At 70.7% G+C, this 18,280-nt stretch carries 17 protein-coding genes; 15 read left to right on the top strand and 2 right to left on the bottom strand.

Annotated features, from left to right (window positions below):
* Window positions 1–75 precede the first annotated feature (75 nt).
* The 11 genes from pdxS to OG309_RS06945 all read left to right on the top strand — a co-directional run bounded on the left by pdxS (window position 76) and on the right by OG309_RS06945 (window position 11,604).
* A complete protein-coding gene (gene pdxS / locus OG309_RS06995; protein ID WP_329419015.1) occupies window positions 76–981 on the top strand; it encodes a pyridoxal 5'-phosphate synthase lyase subunit PdxS in 906 nt (301 codons plus the stop codon).
* Window positions 982–987: 6 nt separating this feature from the next.
* The gene (gene pdxT / locus OG309_RS06990; RefSeq protein ID WP_329419013.1) at window positions 988–1,575 is read left to right on the top strand and encodes a pyridoxal 5'-phosphate synthase glutaminase subunit PdxT; all 588 of its coding nucleotides are present in this window, start codon (window positions 988–990) and stop codon (window positions 1,573–1,575) included.
* A 62-nt stretch (window positions 1,576–1,637) separates the two neighbouring features.
* Window positions 1,638–2,390 carry a YebC/PmpR family DNA-binding transcriptional regulator gene (locus tag OG309_RS06985; protein ID WP_329419012.1) on the top strand — a complete coding sequence of 251 codons (753 nt, stop codon included), beginning with the start codon at window positions 1,638–1,640 and terminating at the stop codon, window positions 2,388–2,390.
* Between the two features lie 109 nt (window positions 2,391–2,499).
* A complete protein-coding gene (gene ruvC, locus OG309_RS06980; RefSeq protein WP_132914534.1) occupies window positions 2,500–3,030 on the top strand; it encodes a crossover junction endodeoxyribonuclease RuvC in 531 nt (176 codons plus the stop codon).
* Window positions 3,027–3,659: a Holliday junction branch migration protein RuvA gene (gene ruvA / locus OG309_RS06975; protein WP_329419008.1), complete on the top strand. Its 633-nt coding sequence runs from the start codon at window positions 3,027–3,029 to the stop codon at window positions 3,657–3,659. The genes ruvC and ruvA overlap by 4 nt, the downstream gene beginning before the upstream one ends.
* Before the next feature lie 33 nt (window positions 3,660–3,692).
* Window positions 3,693–4,772, top strand: coding sequence for a Holliday junction branch migration DNA helicase RuvB (ruvB, locus tag OG309_RS06970; protein ID WP_329419007.1), 1,080 nt, complete (start codon window positions 3,693–3,695; stop codon window positions 4,770–4,772).
* A 179-nt stretch (window positions 4,773–4,951) separates the two neighbouring features.
* Window positions 4,952–5,374: a preprotein translocase subunit YajC gene (yajC, locus tag OG309_RS06965; protein WP_329428192.1), complete on the top strand. Its 423-nt coding sequence runs from the start codon at window positions 4,952–4,954 to the stop codon at window positions 5,372–5,374.
* 147 nt (window positions 5,375–5,521) lie between these two features.
* Window positions 5,522–7,276 (top strand): protein translocase subunit SecD, encoded by a 1,755-nt coding sequence (gene secD, locus OG309_RS06960; RefSeq protein ID WP_329419005.1) that lies wholly within the window; start codon window positions 5,522–5,524, stop codon window positions 7,274–7,276.
* 1 nt (window position 7,277) lies between these two features.
* Window positions 7,278–8,357: a protein translocase subunit SecF gene (gene secF, locus OG309_RS06955; protein ID WP_329419003.1), complete on the top strand. Its 1,080-nt coding sequence runs from the start codon at window positions 7,278–7,280 to the stop codon at window positions 8,355–8,357.
* Entirely contained in the window at window positions 8,354–8,905 is a 552-nt protein-coding gene (locus tag OG309_RS06950; protein WP_329419002.1) for an adenine phosphoribosyltransferase, read from the top strand. The genes secF and OG309_RS06950 overlap by 4 nt, the downstream gene beginning before the upstream one ends.
* A 227-nt stretch (window positions 8,906–9,132) precedes the next feature.
* On the top strand, window positions 9,133–11,604 hold the full coding sequence (locus tag OG309_RS06945) for a RelA/SpoT family protein (protein WP_329419000.1): 2,472 nt from the start codon (window positions 9,133–9,135) through the stop codon (window positions 11,602–11,604).
* Window positions 11,605–11,698: 94 nt separating this feature from the next.
* Here the strand turns inward: OG309_RS06945 and OG309_RS06940 are convergent, their stop codons facing one another.
* Both OG309_RS06940 and OG309_RS06935 read right to left on the bottom strand, forming a co-directional pair.
* Window positions 11,699–12,928 carry a DUF349 domain-containing protein gene (locus tag OG309_RS06940; protein WP_329418998.1) on the bottom strand — a complete coding sequence of 410 codons (1,230 nt, stop codon included), beginning with the start codon at window positions 12,926–12,928 and terminating at the stop codon, window positions 11,699–11,701.
* A gap of 209 nt (window positions 12,929–13,137) precedes the next feature.
* The gene (locus OG309_RS06935; RefSeq protein ID WP_329418996.1) at window positions 13,138–13,923 is read right to left on the bottom strand and encodes a peptidylprolyl isomerase; all 786 of its coding nucleotides are present in this window, start codon (window positions 13,921–13,923) and stop codon (window positions 13,138–13,140) included.
* A 153-nt stretch (window positions 13,924–14,076) separates the two neighbouring features.
* On the opposite strand from OG309_RS06935, the gene OG309_RS06930 reads away from it, so the two are divergent.
* The 4 genes from OG309_RS06930 to OG309_RS06915 all read left to right on the top strand — a co-directional run bounded on the left by OG309_RS06930 (window position 14,077) and on the right by OG309_RS06915 (window position 18,250).
* Window positions 14,077–14,784 carry an MBL fold metallo-hydrolase gene (locus OG309_RS06930; RefSeq protein ID WP_329418994.1) on the top strand — a complete coding sequence of 236 codons (708 nt, stop codon included), beginning with the start codon at window positions 14,077–14,079 and terminating at the stop codon, window positions 14,782–14,784.
* 10 nt (window positions 14,785–14,794) lie between these two features.
* A complete protein-coding gene (gene hisS, locus OG309_RS06925) occupies window positions 14,795–16,057 on the top strand; it encodes a histidine--tRNA ligase (RefSeq protein ID WP_329418992.1) in 1,263 nt (420 codons plus the stop codon).
* A 170-nt stretch (window positions 16,058–16,227) separates the two neighbouring features.
* Window positions 16,228–16,854 carry a vitamin K epoxide reductase family protein gene (locus OG309_RS06920; RefSeq protein WP_329418991.1) on the top strand — a complete coding sequence of 209 codons (627 nt, stop codon included), beginning with the start codon at window positions 16,228–16,230 and terminating at the stop codon, window positions 16,852–16,854.
* A 43-nt stretch (window positions 16,855–16,897) separates the two neighbouring features.
* Entirely contained in the window at window positions 16,898–18,250 is a 1,353-nt protein-coding gene (locus OG309_RS06915; protein ID WP_329428189.1) for a replication-associated recombination protein A, read from the top strand.
* Window positions 18,251–18,280: the final 30 nt, after the last annotated feature.

The raw sequence follows: 18,280 nt of genomic DNA, 5'->3' as shown, positions 1-18,280 counted from the left end.
CCCTTGCTGTGGCCCCCTGGTGGCCGGTTTCCTCGTCTCGTCAACAATCCCTCGTTGTCACTGAGTGAGGTACCCATGTCCAGCACCCCGCAGTCCGCCGACGCGATCGGCACCTCCCGAGTCAAGCGCGGCATGGCCGAGCAGCTCAAGGGCGGCGTGATCATGGACGTGGTCAACGCCGAGCAGGCGAAGATCGCCGAGGACGCCGGCGCCGTGGCCGTCATGGCCCTGGAGCGGGTCCCCGCGGACATCCGCAAGGACGGCGGCGTGGCCCGCATGTCCGACCCGAACATGATCGAAGAGATCATCGGTGCCGTCTCCATCCCGGTCATGGCCAAGTCCCGCATCGGCCACTTCGTCGAGGCCCAGATCCTGCAGTCGCTGGGTGTGGACTACATCGACGAGTCCGAGGTGCTCACCCCGGCCGACGAGGTCAACCACTCCGACAAGTGGGCCTTCACGACCCCCTTCGTCTGTGGCGCCACCAACCTGGGCGAGGCCCTCCGCCGCATCGCCGAGGGCGCGGCCATGATCCGCTCCAAGGGCGAGGCCGGCACCGGCAACGTCGTCGAGGCCGTCCGCCACCTGCGCCAGATCAAGAACGAGATCGCCAGGCTGCGCGGCTTCGACAACAACGAGCTGTACGCCGCGGCCAAGGAGCTGCGCGCCCCGTACGAGCTCGTCAAGGAGGTCGCCGAGCTCGGCAAGCTGCCGGTCGTGCTGTTCTCCGCCGGTGGTGTGGCCACCCCGGCCGACGCCGCGCTGATGCGCCAGCTCGGTGCCGAGGGCGTCTTCGTCGGCTCCGGCATCTTCAAGTCGGGCGACCCGGCCAAGCGCGCCGCCGCCATCGTGAAGGCCACCACCTTCTACGACGACCCGAAGGTCATCGCGGACGCCTCCCGCAACCTGGGCGAGGCCATGGTCGGCATCAACTGCGACACCCTGCCCGAGGCCGAGCGCTACGCGAACCGGGGCTGGTAAGCACCCATGAGCACTCCCGTCATTGGTGTCCTGGCACTCCAGGGCGACGTACGGGAGCACCTGATCGCCCTGGCCGCGGCTGACGCCGTGGCCAGGCCCGTCAGGCGCCCCGAGGAGCTCGCCGAGATCGACGGCCTCGTCATCCCCGGCGGCGAGTCCACCACCATTTCCAAGCTGGCCGTGCTGTTCGGCCTGATGGAGCCGCTGCGTGAGCGGATCGCGGGCGGCATGCCCGTGTACGGCACCTGCGCCGGTCTGATCATGCTCGCCGACAAGATCCTCGACCCGCGCTCGGGCCAGGAGACCTTCGGCGGCATCGACATGATCGTGCGCCGCAACGCCTTCGGGCGGCAGAACGAGTCCTTCGAGGCGGGCGTGACCGTGACGGGGATCGACACGCCCGTCGAGGGCGTCTTCATCCGCGCCCCGTGGGTCGAGTCGGTCGGCGCGGAGGTCGAGGTGCTCGCCGAGCACGACGGCCACATCGTCGCCGTCCGGCAGGGACGGGCCCTCGCGACCTCGTTCCACCCCGAGCTCACCGGTGACCACCGGATCCACGAGCTGTTCGTGGCCATGGTGCGCACCGAGCGGTGAGACGATCCTTGTAGGATCTCTGGGGTTCGTTCAGTAATGGGTTACGCGAAGGAGACAGGCAGATGTCCGGCCACTCTAAATGGGCTACGACGAAGCACAAGAAGGCCGTGATCGATGCCAAGCGCGGCAAGCTCTTCGCGAAGCTGATCAAGAACATCGAGGTCGCGGCCCGCACCGGCGGTGCCGACCCCGAGGGCAACCCGACGCTCTACGACGCCATCCAGAAGGCCAAGAAGTCGTCCGTTCCCAACAAGAACATCGACTCCGCGGTCAAGCGCGGCGGCGGCCTCGAGGCCGGCGGCGTCGACTACGCGACGATCATGTACGAGGGTTACGGCCCGAACGGTGTCGCGGTGCTCATCGAGTGCCTCACCGACAACCGCAACCGTGCCGCCTCCGACGTGCGCGTCGCCATGACCCGCAACGGCGGCTCGATGGCCGACCCGGGCTCCGTCTCGTACCTGTTCAACCGCAAGGGCGTCGTCGTGCTCCCCAAGGGCGAGCTGACCGAGGACGACGTCCTGGAGTCGGTGCTCGAAGCCGGTGCCGAGGAGGTCAACGACCTCGGTGAGTCCTTCGAGGTCATCAGCGAGGCCACCGACCTGGTCGCGGTCCGTACCGCGCTCCAGGGCGCCGGCATCGACTACGACTCGGCCGACTCCAGCTTCGTCCCGACCATGCAGGTCGAGCTCGACGAGGAGGGCGCGCGCAAGATGTTCAAGCTGATCGACGCCCTGGAGGACAGCGACGACGTGCAGAACGTCTACGCCAACTTCGACGTCAGCGACGAGGTCATGGAGAAGGTCGACGCCTGATCGCGACCTTCACCGCAGCGGGCCGACGGGGACACGCCCCGTCGGCCCGCTGCGTTGTCGGTGGCAGCAGATAGCCTGCACAAACAGGTGAGCGAACAGGGAGGGCACGGTGCGTGTTCTGGGGGTGGATCCCGGACTGACCCGATGCGGTGTCGGGGTGGTCGAGGGGGTCGCCGGGCGACCGCTGACCATGCTCGGGGTCGGCGTGGTGCGCACTCCCGCCGACGCCGACATCGGCACCCGGCTGGTCGGCATCGAGGCCGGCATCGAGGAGTGGATCGAGCGCTTCCAGCCCGAACTCGTCGCCGTGGAGCGGGTGTTCAGCCAGCACAACGTGAGCACGGTGATGGGCACCGCCCAGGCGAGCGCCGTCGCCATGCTCTGCGCCGCCCGGCGCGGCCTGCCCGTCGCCCTGCACACGCCCAGCGAGGTCAAGGCCGCCGTCACCGGCAGCGGCCGCGCCGACAAGGCCCAGGTCGGCGCCATGGTCACCCGGCTGCTCCGGCTCTCCGCCCCGCCCAAGCCGGCCGACGCCGCCGACGCCCTCGCCCTCGCCATCTGCCACATCTGGCGCGCCCCCGCCCAGAACCGTCTCCAGCAGGCCGTCGCCCTGCACGCCTCGAAAGGCCGTATCCGATGATCGCCTTCGTCAGCGGCCCGGTGGCCGCCCTCGCTCCCACGACCGCCGTCGTCGAGGTCGGCGGCATCGGCATGGCCGTCCAGTGCACCCCCGACACCCTCGCCGGACTGCGCGTCGGCGAGCACGCCCGCCTCGCCACCTCCCTGGTCGTCCGCGAGGACTCGCTGACCCTGTACGGCTTCGCCGACGACGACGAGCGGCAGGTCTTCGAGCTGCTCCAGACCGCCAGCGGGGTCGGGCCCCGGCTCGCCCAGGCGATGCTCGGCGTGCACTCGCCCGACGCGCTGCGCCTGGCCGTCTCCACCGGCGACGAGAAGGCGCTGACCGCCGTCCCCGGCATCGGCAAGAAGGGCGCCCAGAAGCTCCTCCTCGAACTGAAGGACAAGCTGGGCCGCCCGCTCGGCAGCAGCGGCCTGGTCGGCGCCCAGCGCGCCGTCGCGGCCGGACCCGCCCCCTGGACCGAGCAGCTCGCCGCCGCCCTCGTCGGCCTCGGCTACGCGAGCCGCGAGGCCGACGAGGCCGTCGCCGCGGTCACCCCGCAGGCCGAGGCCGCGCTCGCCGAGACCGGCTCCGCGCCCGTTCCGCAGCTGCTGCGCGCCGCCCTGCAGACGCTCAACCGCGCCCGCTGACCTCCCCGTACGAAGAGAAGGCGACCCACCACCGTGAACTGGGACGACGAGACGGCACCGGCCGCCGAGGAGCGCATCGTCGACGCCTCCGCCGAGGGCGACGACCAGGCCGTCGAGGCGGCGCTGCGGCCGAAGGACCTGAGCGAGTTCGTCGGCCAGGAGAAGGTCCGCCAGCAGCTCGACCTGGTCCTCAAGGCCGCCCGTCAGCGCGGCGCCACCGCCGACCACGTGCTGCTCTCCGGCGCCCCCGGCCTCGGCAAGACCACCCTGTCGATGATCATCGCGGCGGAGATGAACGCCCCGATCAGGATCACCAGCGGCCCCGCCATCCAGCACGCCGGCGACCTCGCGGCCATCCTGTCCTCCCTCCAGGAGGGCGAGATCCTCTTCCTCGACGAGATCCACCGGATGTCCCGGCCGGCCGAGGAGATGCTCTACATGGCGATGGAGGACTTCCGCGTCGACGTCATCGTCGGCAAGGGCCCCGGCGCCACCGCCATCCCCCTGGAGCTCCCGCCCTTCACCCTGGTCGGCGCCACCACCCGGGCCGGCCTGCTGCCGCCGCCGCTGCGCGACCGCTTCGGCTTCACCGGGCACATGGAGTTCTACGAGCCGCACGAGCTGGAGCGGGTGGTACACCGCTCCGCCGGTCTCCTCGACGTCGAGATCGACACCGCCGGCGCCGCCGAGATCGCCGGCCGCTCCCGCGGCACCCCCCGGATCGCCAACCGGCTGCTGCGCCGCGTGCGGGACTACGCGCAGGTCAGGGCCGACGGCGTGATCACCCAGGAGATCGCGGCCGCCGCCCTCGGGGTGTACGAGGTCGACAGTCGCGGCCTCGACCGCCTCGACCGCGCCGTGCTGCAGGCGCTGCTCAAGCTGTTCGGCGGCGGCCCGGTCGGCCTGTCCACCCTCGCGGTCGCCGTGGGGGAGGAGCGGGAGACCGTCGAGGAGGTCGCCGAGCCCTTCCTCGTTCGGGAGGGTCTCCTCGCGCGTACACCCCGTGGTCGGGTCGCCACTCCCGCCGCCTGGAACCACCTCGGAATGGTTCCGCCGCAGGCCGCGGGGCCGGGGGGCGCAGGAAGCGGACAACAGGGGCTCTTCGGGGCGTGACGGCGCGGAGACTCGCCCGTCAGGGAACCGGGGTGCGATGCTGGGCGTTGTTCCATCGATGCGGACTCGCCTAGACTCCGCCGGTGCCGCTCCTTATGGTCGGCGCACCCACCCCCGAATCAGGCTGCGACATCTCGGCGGCCTTGCGAAGGAAATTCCGTCCCGTGAATAACATCGGCATGCTCCTCCCGTTCATCGTGCTCATCGGGGCCATGTTCCTCATGACCCGCTCTGCCAAGAAGAAGCAGGCGCAGGCGGCGGAGATGCGCAACCAGTTGGCACCCGGTACCGGCGTTCGCACGATCGGGGGGATGTACGCCACCGTCAAGGAGATCGGCGACGAGACCGTCCTTCTCGAGGTCGCGCCCGGCGTCCACGCGGTCTACGCGAAGAACTCCATCGGCGCCGTCCTGGAGGACTCCGAGTACAACCGGATCGTCCACGGCGACGAGCCCGGCGAGGTCGTCCCCGACGACGCCTCCTCGCTGACCGAGGCCGCCGAGGAGTCCACCGAGGACGTCAAGGCCGATCTCACCAAGAAGACGGACGCCGCCGAGGGCGCCAAGGACGGCAAGGCCGACGGCGAGACCGAAGCGAAGTAGTTCGCGGCAGGAGCCGCGCGTCCGCCCATCCGGCGCGCGCGGTTCCGGCGACGGTTTCACGTCTGCGGGGGCAGGACCCCACCACACACTTCGTGGCCGCCGCGCGCCCAACCGGCGCGGGGCGGTTTGGACAGGGAGAAACGACAGGTGGCAGCACCGAAGAAGGGCCGAAGGCCGGCGGGGGGACAGAGCCGGCCGGGCCGCGCCCTGGCACTCATTGTGATCGCCATGGTCGCGCTCACCGGAGGCATGTTCTGGTCGGGGCACACCACCCCGCGCCTGGGCATCGACCTCGCGGGCGGTACGTCGATCACGCTCAAGGCGAAGGCGGAGCCCGGACAGGAGTCCGCCGTCAACGAGACCAACATGAACACCGCGGTCGGCATCATCGAGCGCCGTGTCAACGGTCTGGGTGTCTCGGAAGCCGAGGTCCAGACGCAGGGCCGCGAGAACATCATCGTGAACATCCCCAAGGGATCGAACGAGAAGCAGGCCCGCGAGCAGGTCGGTACCACCGCCCAGCTGTACTTCCGCCCGGTCCTGGCCGTGGCCGCCGCCGAGCAGCCGGCGCCGAACGCCAGCTCCTCGCCGTCGCCGAAGCCCTCGGCTTCCGGCGCCACCGCGGACAAGGGCAAGACGGACAAGTCCGCCACCCCGACGGCCACCGCGTCCAGCCAGGGCCGCGCCGTCACCGAGGCTCTGAAGGCCCCGAGCCCGACGCCGACGTCCTCCACGACGCCGAAGTCGACCGGCACGCCGAAGACCGACACCCCGGCCGACCCGGCCACCGCCGCCCTGCAGCAGAAGTTCGCCACGCTGAACTGCCTGGACCCCAAGCAGCGCACCGCCGTCGGTAACGGCGTCAAGGCGACCGACACCGCCGTCGCCTGTGGCAAGAACGCGATCGGCCAGTGGGAGAAGTACATCCTCGGCCCGGCCGAGGTGGACGGCAAGGACGTCGACGACGCCAAGGGCGTCTTCGACCAGCAGCGCGGCATGTGGATCGTGAACATGGAGTTCACGAGCGGCGGCGCCAAGAAGTTCCAGAAGATCACCAGCAAGCTCTCGCAGCAGCAGGAGCCGCAGAACCAGTTCGCGATCGTGCTCGACGGCGAGGTCGTCTCGGCCCCGTCCGTGCGCACCACGCTGAGCGCCAACGCGGAGATCTCGGGCAGCTTCAACCAGCAGTCGGCCCAGGACCTCGGCAACATCCTGTCCTACGGTGCCCTGCCGCTCACGTTCGACACGCAGAGCGTCGACACCGTGACCGCCGCCCTCGGTGGCGAGCAGCTCCAGGCCGGTCTGATCGCCGGCGCCATCGGTCTCGCGCTGGTCATCATCTACCTGGTGGTCTACTACCGCGGCCTGTCGCTGATCGCGATCCTCAGCCTCGGCGTCTCGGCCCTGCTCACCTACGTGATCATGGCCCTGCTCGGCCCGGCCATCGGCTTCGCGCTGAACCTGCCGGCCGTCTGCGGCGCCATCGTGGCCATCGGCATCACGGCGGACTCGTTCATCGTGTACTTCGAACGCATCCGTGACGAGATCCGCGAGGGCCGCACGATGCGCCCGGCCGTCGAGCGCGCCTGGCCGCGGGCCCGGCGCACGATCATGGTCTCCGACTTCGTGTCGTTCCTCGCCGCCGCGGTGCTCTTCATCGTCACCGTCGGCAAGGTCCAGGGCTTCGCGTTCACGCTCGGCCTGACCACCCTGCTCGACATCGTCGTGGTGTTCCTCTTCACCAAGCCGGTGATGACGCTCCTCGCCCGCACGAAGTTCTTCGGCAACGGCCACAAGTGGTCCGGCCTCGACCCGAAGCGCCTCGGCGCCAAGCCGCCGCTGCGCCGCTCCCGCCGTCAGTCCGTATCCGCCGCAGGCCCTGTCGACACGAAGGAGGCGTGAGATGTCGAAGCTCGGAGATCTCGGCGCCCGGCTCCACCGAGGTGAGGTCGGCTACGACTTCATCGGCAACCGCAGGATCTGGTACGGCATCTCGATCCTGATCACCATCACGGCGATCGTCGCCCTCGCGGTGCGCGGCCTCAACATGGGCATCGAGTTCCAGGGCGGCGCCGTCTTCACCACCCCGAAGACGGCCGTCTCGGTCACCCAGGCCCAGGAGTACGCGGAAGAGGCGTCCGGCCACGACGCGATCGTCCAGGAGCTCGGCAGCGGCTCCCTGCGCATCCAGGTCGGCGGTCTCGACACCGAGAAGTCCGACCAGGTCCGCACGGAGCTCGCCAAGGACCTGAACGTCCCCGAGTCCAAGATCGCGGCGGAGCTCGTCGGCCCCAGCTGGGGTGAGCAGATCGCCACGAAGGCCTGGACCGGTCTCGCGGTCTTCATGATCCTCGTGGTGATCTACCTCGCCATCGCCTTCGAATGGCGGATGGCCGTCGCGGCGCTCATCGCGCTCATCCACGACCTCACCATCACCGTCGGCATCTACTCGCTGGTGGGCTTCGAGGTCACGGTCGGTACGGTCATCGGTCTGCTGACGATCCTCGGTTACTCGCTCTACGACACGGTCGTCGTCTTCGACTCGCTCAAGGAGCAGACGAAGGGCATCACCAAGCAGACCCGCTGGACCTACAGCGAGATCGCCAACCGTTCGATCAACGGCACCCTGGTCCGTTCGATCAACACCACCGTCGTCGCGCTGCTGCCGGTCGCCGGCCTGCTCTTCATCGGTGGCGGCGTCCTCGGCGCCGGCATGCTGAACGACATCTCGCTGTCGCTGTTCGTGGGTCTCGCCGCCGGTGCGTACTCCTCGATCTTCATCGCCACCCCGCTCGTCGCCGACTTCAAGGAGCGCGAGCCGGCGATGAAGGCCCTGAAGAAGCGGATCATGGCCAAGCGGGCCGCCGCGGCCGCCAAGGGCGAGTCCCTCGACGAGGACAGCGACCTCTCGGAGGGCGCCCTCGCGGGTGAGGCCGCCGTCGTCGGCCAGGGCCGCCGCGGCCGCTCGGAGAACCGCGGATGACCGCCGAGGCCCAGAGCACCACGGAGCTGCTGCTCAGCCGCATCCGTGACGTCCCCGACTACCCGAAGCCCGGGGTGCTGTTCAAGGACATCACCCCGCTGCTCGCGGACCCGGAGGCGTTCAGCGCTCTGACCGACGCCCTCGCCGGGCTGTGCGCGGCGCAGGGTGCCACGAAGATCGTGGGCCTGGAGGCCCGCGGCTTCATCCTGGCCGCCCCGGTCGCCGTCCGCGCCGGTCTCGGCTTCATCCCGGTCCGCAAGGCCGGGAAGCTGCCCGGAGCCACCCTGCGGCAGGCGTACGAGCTGGAGTACGGCACCGCCGAGATCGAGGTGCACGCCGAGGACCTGACCCCGGGCGACCGGGTCATGGTCATCGACGACGTCCTCGCCACCGGCGGCACCGCCGAGGCCTCCATCGAGCTCATCCGGCGTGCCGGGGCCGAGGTCGCCGGCGTGGCCGTCCTGATGGAGCTGGGCTTCCTGCCCGGCCGGGCCCGCCTGGAGCCGGCCCTGGCCGGTGCTCCGCTCACCGCGCTCATCACCGTCTGACCCGCACGTCCGACGGACGGGGGCGGCCCGGGGAATTCCCCGGGCCGCCCCCGTCGTTTTCCGGACACACCCCGGAACGGGGGCCCCGCACCGCAGCGCGGACGTCTCAGCCCGCAGCCACGTGAGCACAGGCGCTTCCAGGTCGATACGATGGCCTTTCCGGGCCTGACCGGGGGACCCGGACATTCCCCCAGACTCCGTCCGGGGGTACCCCCAGAGGAGCGCTCTTGCCAGACGAGGCCCAGCCACTCTCCGCCGCGCAGCCCGAGCAGCAGGCCGACCAGGCCGCGACGGGACCCGACGCGCCCCGGAACAAGCCCGCGGAGACCCGGCCCCGGCCCGCCGCCCAGGCCCCCGCTCCCGCCCCCGCCGTACGGCCCACCCCCGCGACGCCGAGCCGCTCGGGCGGCTCCTCCAGCCGCGTCCGCGCCCGGCTGGCCCGCCTCGGCGTCCAGCGCTCCTCCCCGTACAACCCGGTCCTCGAACCGCTGCTGCGGATCGTGCGCTCCAACGACCCGAAGATCGAAACGGCGACATTGCGCCAGATCGAGCGGGCCTACCAGGTCGCCGAGCGCTGGCACCGCGGCCAGAAGCGCAAGAGCGGCGACCCGTACATCACCCACCCGCTCGCGGTCACCACGATCCTCGCCGAGCTGGGCATGGACCCGGCGACGCTGATGGCCGGCCTGCTGCACGACACCGTCGAGGACACCGAGTACGGCCTGGACACCCTGCGCCGCGACTTCGGCGACCAGGTCGCCCTGCTCGTCGACGGCGTCACCAAGCTGGACAAGGTCAAGTTCGGCGAGGCCGCCCAGGCCGAGACGGTCCGCAAGATGGTCGTCGCCATGGCCAAGGACCCGCGCGTCCTGGTCATCAAGCTCGCCGACCGCCTGCACAACATGCGCACGATGCGCTACCTCAAGCGGGAGAAGCAGGAGAAGAAGGCCCGCGAGACCCTGGAGATCTACGCCCCGCTGGCACACCGGCTGGGCATGAACACCATCAAGTGGGAGCTGGAGGACCTCGCCTTCGCGATCCTCTACCCCAAGATGTACGACGAGATCGTCCGGCTGGTCGCCGAGCGCGCTCCCAAGCGCGACGAGTACCTGGCCATAGTGACCGACGAGGTCCAGGCCGACCTGCGCTCCGCCCGCATCAAGGCCACCGTCACCGGCCGGCCCAAGCACTACTACAGCGTCTACCAGAAGATGATCGTCCGCGGCCGGGACTTCGCGGAGATCTACGACCTGGTCGGCATCCGCGTCCTCGTGGACACCGTCCGCGACTGCTACGCGGCCCTCGGCACCGTCCACGCGCGATGGAACCCGGTCCCCGGCCGGTTCAAGGACTACATCGCGATGCCGAAGTTCAACATGTACCAGTCGCTGCACACGACGGTCATCGGGCCCAACGGCAAGCCCGTCGAGCTCCAGATCCGCACCTTCGACATGCACCGGCGCGCCGAGTACGGCATCGCCGCGCACTGGAAGTACAAGCAGGAGGCCGTCGCCGGCGCCTCCAAGGTCCGCGCCGACGTGCCCAAGAAGGCCGGCAAGGACGACCACCTCAACGACATGGCCTGGCTGCGCCAGCTGCTCGACTGGCAGAAGGAGACCGAGGACCCCTCGGAGTTCCTGGAGTCGCTGCGCTTCGACCTCTCCCGCAACGAGGTCTTCGTCTTCACCCCCAAGGGCGACGTCATAGCGCTGCCCGCGGGCGCCACCCCGGTCGACTTCTCCTACGCCGTCCACACCGAGGTCGGGCACCGCACCATAGGGGCCCGGGTCAACGGCCGGCTCGTGCCGCTGGAGTCCACCCTCGACAACGGCGACCTCGTCGAGGTCTTCACCTCCAAGGCCGCGGGCGCCGGACCCTCCCGGGACTGGCTCGGCTTCGTCAAGTCCCCGCGGGCCCGGAACAAGATCCGTGCCTGGTTCTCCAAGGAGCGCCGCGACGAGGCCATCGAGCAGGGCAAGGACGCCATCGCGCGGGCCATGCGCAAGCAGAACCTGCCGATCCAGCGGATCCTCACCGGCGACTCGCTCGTCACCCTCGCGCACGAGATGCGCTACAGCGACATCTCCTCGCTGTACGCGGCGATCGGCGAGGGCCACGTCACGGCCCAGTCGATCGTGCAGAAGCTGGTCCAGGCGCTCGGCGGCGAGGAGGCCGCCACCGAGGACATCGAGGAGGCCGCCCCGCCGACCCGCGGCCGCTCCAAGCGCCGGTCGAACGCCGACCCCGGTGTCGTCGTCAAGGGCGTCGACGACGTCTGGGTCAAGCTGGCCCGGTGCTGCACGCCGGTGCCCGGCGACCCGATCATCGGCTTCGTCACCCGTGGCAGCGGCGTCTCGGTGCACCGCAGCGACTGCGTGAACGTCGACTCGCTGTCCCGCGAGCCCGAGCGGATCCTCGAGGTCGAGTGGGCCCCCACCCAGTCCTCGGTCTTCCTCGTCGCCATCCAGGTCGAGGCGCTGGACCGCTCCCGGCTGCTCTCGGACGTCACCCGGGTCCTGTCGGACCAGCACGTCAACATCCTGTCGGCGGCCGTGCAGACCTCCCGCGACCGGGTGGCCACCTCGCGGTTCACCTTCGAGATGGGCGACCCGAAGCACCTGGGACACGTCCTGAAGGCCGTCCGTGGCGTCGAGGGCGTCTACGACGTCTACCGGGTCACCAGCGCCCGGCGCCCCTGAGAACGGGGCGCCACGCGCCGCTCAGCTCCGCGCGTACGAGGAAGGGCCCCCGGCTGGTGCCGGGGGCCCTTCCTCGTACCGCTGGGACGGGCGTTCAGCCGCCGAACTCCTGCAGACCCTTCAGGGCCTGGTCGAGCAGCGCCTGGCGGCCCTCCAGCTCGCGGGCCAGCTTGTCGGCCTTGGCGTCGTTGCCGGCGGCGCGGGCGGTGTCGATCTGCTTCTGCAGCTTGTCGACCGCGTCCTGGAGCTGGCCGGTCAGACCCGCGGCGCGGGCGCGCGCCTCCGGGTTGGTGCGGCGCCACTCGGCCTCCTCGGCCTCCTGGATCGCGCGCTCCACGGCGTGCATCCGGCCCTCGACCTTCGGGCGGGCGTCGCGCGGCACGTGGCCGATGGCCTCCCAGCGCTCGTTGAGGGAGCGGAAGGCCGCGCGGGCCGCCTTCAGGTCCGACACCGGCACCAGCTTCTCGGCCTCGACCGCGAGCTCCTCCTTCAGCTTGAGGTTCTCGGTCTGCTCCGCGTCACGCTCGGCGAAGACGCCGCCACGGGCCGCGAAGAAGACGTCCTGGGCGCCGCGGAAGCGGTTCCACAGCTCGTCCTCGTGCTCGCGCTGGGCGCGGCCCGCCGCCTTCCAGTCCGCCATCAGCTCGCGGTAGCGGGCGGCCGTGGTGCCCCAGTCGGTGGAGTTCGAGAGGGCCTCGGCCTCGGCGACCAGCTTCTCCTTGGCCTTGCGGGCGTCCTCGCGCTGCGCGTCGAGCGCGGCGAAGTGCGCCTTGCGGCGCTTGGAGAAGGCGGAGCGGGCGTGGGAGAAGCGGTGCCACAGCTCGTCGTCCGACTTGCGGTCCAGGCGCGGCAGGCCCTTCCAGGTGTCCACGAGCGCGCGCAGCCGCTCGCCCGCGGCACGCCACTGCTCGCTCTGGGCCAGCTCCTCGGCCTCGGTGACCAGGGCCTCCTTGGCGGAGCGCGCCTCGTCGGCCTGCTTGGCCTTCTGGACCTTGCGCTCCTCGCGGCGGGACTCGACCGCCTCGGTCAGCTTGTCGAGCCGGGCCGACAGCGCGGCCAGGTCGCCCACCGCGTGGTGCTCCCGGACCTGCTCGCGGATGTGCTCGATCGCCGTCGAGGCGTCCTTCGCGGAGAGGTCGGTGGTCCTCACCCGCTTCTCGAGGAGGCCGATCTCGACCACCAGGCCCTCGTACTTGCGCTCGAAGTAGGCCAGCGCCTCCTCAGGGGTGCCGGCCTGCCACGATCCGACGACCTGCTCGCCCTCGGCCGTACGCACGTACACGGTGCCCGTCTCGTCGACGCGGCCCCACGGGTCGCTGCTCACAGCGCCTCCTCACCATGATGCCGTCGTGGGGGCTCCGCCCCCTGGCATCGTCCACGGATTCCCGGCGGGTCTCGCCCGCCCTCCACAGCGCGGCCGACGGCCGGCGCTGCACAACGCCAATCTAGGCGAACGGCGGCCCGGCTGTCCGCACTCAGCACGACCGAAATTCAACGGTCACGCGCGGGTGCGGCCGCCGGGCCGCCGTCGCGTCACTTCTTGCCGACGACGGCCTTCTCGATGGTGACGCCCTTCTGCGGCGCACCGTCGCCCGCGCCGCCCTGGACGCCGGCCTTCGCCACGTCCTCGACGACCTTGAGGCCGGCCGCGTCGAAGGTGCCGAACGGGGTGTAGTTCGGGGGCAGCTTGGTGTCCTTGTACACGAGGAAGAACTGGCTGCCGCCGGTGTTCGCGCCCGCGTTGGCCATCGCCACCGTGCCCTTGGGGTACGTGACGGAGCCGTCCGCGCCCGCCTTGCCGAGCCCGGTCAGGTTCTCGTCCGGGATGACGTAGCCCGGGCCGCCCGTGCCGTCGCCCTTCGGGTCGCCGCACTGGAGCACGAAGATGCCCGAGGTGGTGAGGCGGTGGCACTTGGTGCCGTCGAAGTACTTCTTGTCCGCGAGGTGCTTGAAGGAGTTCACGGTGTGCGGGGCCTTGGCCGCGTCCATCGTGATCGTGATGTCGCCCTGGTTGGTCTTCAGGGCCATCGTGTACGAGGCCTTCTTGTCGACGGACATCGCCGGCTCGGGCTGCGAGGACGTGCTCTGCTCCGGGCTCGGCGTGTTCGTCGGCTCGGTCGCCGCGTTGTCCGACTTCTTGTCGTCGCCGGACAGCGCCACCGAGAGGTACACCGCGCCGCCCGCGGCGAGCACGACCGCGAGCGAGGCGGCGATGACGCTGATCCGGCGCGACCTGCGCCGGGCGTCGGCGCGTCGCTGCTGCTGACGCTGGTACTTGTCCCTGGCGAGCTGCCGCCGCCGCTGATCGCTGGTGACCACCGGGTCCGCTCCTTGTCGATCGTCTGTTCAGTCCTGGCCGGATGTGCCCGTACCGTATACGGGTTGGCTGTGGAATACGCAGCGCCGGTAGGCTCTGACCCGCTGCATTCCGTTTCGCCGCAGCCATCTGCCGGACGACAAATGAGGACGATCGTGCTGATTGCCGGGTTCCCCGCCGGGGCCTGGGGCACCAACTGTTACGTGGTCGCCCCCGCCGCAGGCGAGGAGTGCGTCATCATCGACCCGGGCCACCAGGCCGCCCAGGGAGTCGAGGAGACGCTCAAGAAGCATCGGCTCAAGCCCGTCGCCGTGGTCCTCACCCATGGCCACATCGACCACGTCGCCTCCGTCGTCCCGGTCTGCGGCGCCCATGACGTACCCGCGTGGATCCACCCCTCCGACCGGTACATGATGAGCGACCCGGAGAAGGCCCTCGGCCGCTCCATCGGGATGCCCCTCATGGGCGAACTGACCGTGGGCGAGCCCGACGACGTGCGCGAGCTCACCGACGGCGCCCGGCTCCAGCTGGCCGGACTCGAGCTCTCCGTCGCCCACGCGCCCGGTCATACCAAGGGGTCGGTGACCTTCCGGACCCCCGAGACCACGGAGATCCCCTCCGTGTTCTTCTCCGGGGACCTGCTGTTCGCCGGCTCCATCGGACGCACCGACCTGCCCGGCGGTGACATGGACGAGATGCTCGGATCGCTGGCCCGCGTGTGCCTGCCGCTCGACAACTCGACCGTGGTCCTGTCGGGACACGGTCCCCAGACGACCATCGGCCAGGAGCGCGCCACCAACCCCTATCTGCGGCAGGTGGCCGACGGCCTCGGGAGTTCCCAGGCTCCCCGACGAGGAATGTGACGAGATCCACGTGAGCACCTTCAAGGCCCCCAAGGGCACGTACGACCTGATTCCGCCGTACTCGGCGAAGTACCTCGCGGTCCGCGAGGCCATCTCCGGCCCCCTGCGCACGGCCGGCTACGGCTACGTCGAGACCCCCGGCTTCGAGGACGTCAACCTCTTCGCCCGCGGCGTCGGCGAGTCCACCGACATCGTCACCAAGGAGATGTACGCCTTCGAGACCAAGGGCGGCGACAAGCTGGCCCTGCGCCCCGAAGGCACCGCCTCCGTGCTGCGCGCGGCCCTGGAGGCCAGCCTGCACAAGCAGGGCAACCTGCCGGTCAAGCTCTGGTACTCGGGCTCGTACTACCGCTACGAGCGCCCGCAGAAGGGCCGCTACCGCCACTTCTCCCAGGTCGGCGCCGAGGCGATCGGCGCCGAGGACCCGGCGCTCGACGCCGAGCTGATCATCCTGGCCGACCAGGCCTACCGCTCGCTCGGCCTGCGCGACTTCCGCATCCTGCTGAACTCGCTCGGCGACCAGGAGTGCCGCCCCGTCTACCGCGAGGCGCTGCAGGGCTTCCTGCGCGGCCTCGACCTGGACGAGGAGACCCTGCGCCGCGCCGAGATCAACCCGCTGCGCGTCCTCGACGACAAGCGGGAGGCGGTGCAGAAGCAGCTGGCCGACGCCCCGCTGCTGCGCGACTACCTGTGCGACGCGTGCAAGGCGTACCACGAGGAGGTGCGCGCGCTGATCACCGCGGCGGGCGTGGTCTTCGAGGACGACGCCAAGCTGGTGCGCGGCCTGGACTACTACACCCGCACCACCTTCGAGTTCGTGCACGACGGTCTCGGCTCGCAGTCGGCGGTCGGCGGCGGCGGGCGCTACGACGGCCTCTCCGAGATGATCGGCGGCCCGGCGCTGCCCTCCGTGGGCTGGGCGCTCGGCGTGGACCGCACCGTCCTCGCGCTGGAGGCCGAGGGCGTGGAGCTCGACCTCCCGGCCGCGACCAGCGTCTTCGCGGTGGCCCTCGGCGAGGAGGCCCGTCGGGTGCTCTTCGGCAAGATCACCGAACTGCGGAAGGCCGGGATCGCGGCCGACTTCTCCTTCGGCGGCAAGGGCCTCAAGGGCTCCATGAAGGACGCCAACCGTTCCGGCGCCCGCCTCGCGGTCGTCGCCGGCGAGCGGGACCTCGCCGAGGGCGTCGTCCAGCTCAAGGACATGGAGTCCGGCGAGCAGCAGCCGGTCGCCCTCGACGGACTGGTCGACGCGGTGAAGGCCAAGCTGGCCTGACCGCACACCGTACGGAGGGAGGGCCCGGTCCGCGTCACGCGGCCGGGCCCTCCCGCGCTTCCGGCCCGCTTACCGGCCGCGAACGCGGCCCGTGACACCCTGTGCGGCACAATGACCGTGCCCCGGTCAGCCGAACGAGCCCAGCGCGCGAGAAGAGCGAGTAGAGCGACATGACGAAAGCAGCGGCCGCGAACGAGACCGCCGTGCGGGAGGAACCCCGCACCATCGGCGCCAGCCGCGCCTTCGCCTGGCTCCTGGTGATCACCGGTGCCGCCGGGCTGCTCGCCGCGTGGGTCATCACGATCGACAAGTTCAAGCTCCTCGAGGACCCGAACTTCACCCCGGGGTGCAGCCTCAACCCGATCGTCTCCTGCGGCAACATCATGAAGAGCGAGCAGGCCTCGGTCTTCGGCTTCCCCAACCCGATGCTCGGCCTCGTCACGTACGGCATGGTCGTCGCGATCGGCGTGGGCCTGCTGGCCGGCGCCCGCTACCGGCGCTGGTACTGGCTCGGCCTCAACGCGGGCGCGCTCTTCGGCGTCGGCTTCTGCACCTGGCTCATGTACCAGTCGCTGTACGAGATCAACTCGCTCTGCCTGTGGTGCTGCCTGGCCTGGGTCGCCACCATCGTCATGTTCTGGTACACCACCTCGCACAACGTGCGCCAGGGCGTGATCCGCGCCCCCGGCGGCGTGCGCACCTTCTTCGACGAGTTCACCTGGGTGCTGCCGGTGCTGCACATCGGGATCATCGGCATGCTGGTCCTGACCCGCTGGTGGGACTTCTGGACCAGCTGACGGCGACCCGCGCTGTCCGTGCGGTGACCTAGGCTTCATGACCGTGGAGCCCGACCTGTTTACCGCAGCCGCCGAAGAGCGTCAGGAGAAGGACCCGGCCAGCAGTCCGCTGGCCGTCCGGATGCGCCCGCGCACCCTCGACGAGGTGGTGGGCCAGCGCCATCTGCTCAAGCCGGGCTCGCCCCTGCGCCGCCTGGTCGGTGACGGCGGCGGCCCCGCCGGCGCCTCCTCGGTGATCCTCTGGGGCCCGCCGGGCATCGGCAAGACCACCCTGGCGTACGTGGTCTCGAAGGCGACGAACAAGCGGTTCGTGGAGCTCTCCGCGATCACCGCCGGCGTCAAGGAGGTCCGCGCGGTCATCGACGGCGCCCGCCGCGCGGTCGGGGGGTACGGCAAGGAGACCGTCCTCTTCCTCGACGAGATCCACCGCTTCTCCAAGGCCCAGCAGGACTCCCTGCTGCCCGCCGTCGAGAACCGCTGGGTGACCCTGATCGCCGCCACCACCGAGAACCCGTACTTCTCGGTGATCTCCCCGCTGCTCTCCCGCTCGCTGCTGCTCACCCTGGAGCCGCTCACGGACGAGGACCTGAGCGGACTGATGCGCCGCGCCCTGGAGGAGGAGCGCGGACTCGGCGGGGCCGTCACCCTGGCCGAGGACGCCGAGGCCCATCTGCTGCGGATCGCCGGCGGCGACGCGCGCCGGGCCCTGACCGCCCTGGAGGCGGCGGCGGGCGCCGCCCTCGCCAAGCAGGAGGCGGAGATCACGCTGGAGACGGTCGAGGAGACCGTCGACCGGGCCGCCGTGAAGTACGACCGGGACGGCGACCAGCACTACGACGTGGCCAGCGCCCTCATCAAGTCGATCCGCGGCTCGGACGTGGACGCGGCGCTGCACTACCTGGCCCGGATGATCGAGGCGGGGGAGGACCCGCGGTTCATCGCCCGGCGGCTGATGATCTCGGCGAGCGAGGACATCGGCCTCGCCGATCCGAACGCGCTGCCGCTCGCCGTGGCGGCCGCCCAGGCCGTCGCGATGATCGGCTTCCCGGAGGCGGCGCTGACCCTGAGCCACGCCACCATCGCCCTGGCCCTCGCCCCGAAGTCGAACGCGGCGACGAACGCGATCTTCGCGGCGCAGGCCGACGTCCGCAACGGCCTCGCGGGCCCGGTCCCGCCCCACCTGCGCGACGGCCACTACAAGGGCGCCGCCAAGCTGGGCCATGCCCAGGGGTACGTCTACCCGCACGACGTCCCCGGCGCCATCGCCTCGCAGCAGTACGCCCCGGACCCGGTCCACGGCAAGCGCTACTACGAGCCGACCCGCTACGGGGCGGAGGCGCGCTACGCGGACGTGGTGGAGAAGGTGCGCGAGCGCCTGAAGGGCGAGGGCGGCTGAGCGGCTCTGGTGCGCGTACGGCCGGCGGTC

The sequence above is a fragment of the Streptomyces sp. NBC_01268 genome (assembly GCF_036240795.1).
In the GTDB taxonomy this organism is placed as follows: domain Bacteria; phylum Actinomycetota; class Actinomycetes; order Streptomycetales; family Streptomycetaceae; genus Streptomyces.
Note: the sequence above shows the minus strand (reverse complement) of the source record. Positions and strands in the feature narration are given on the sequence as shown.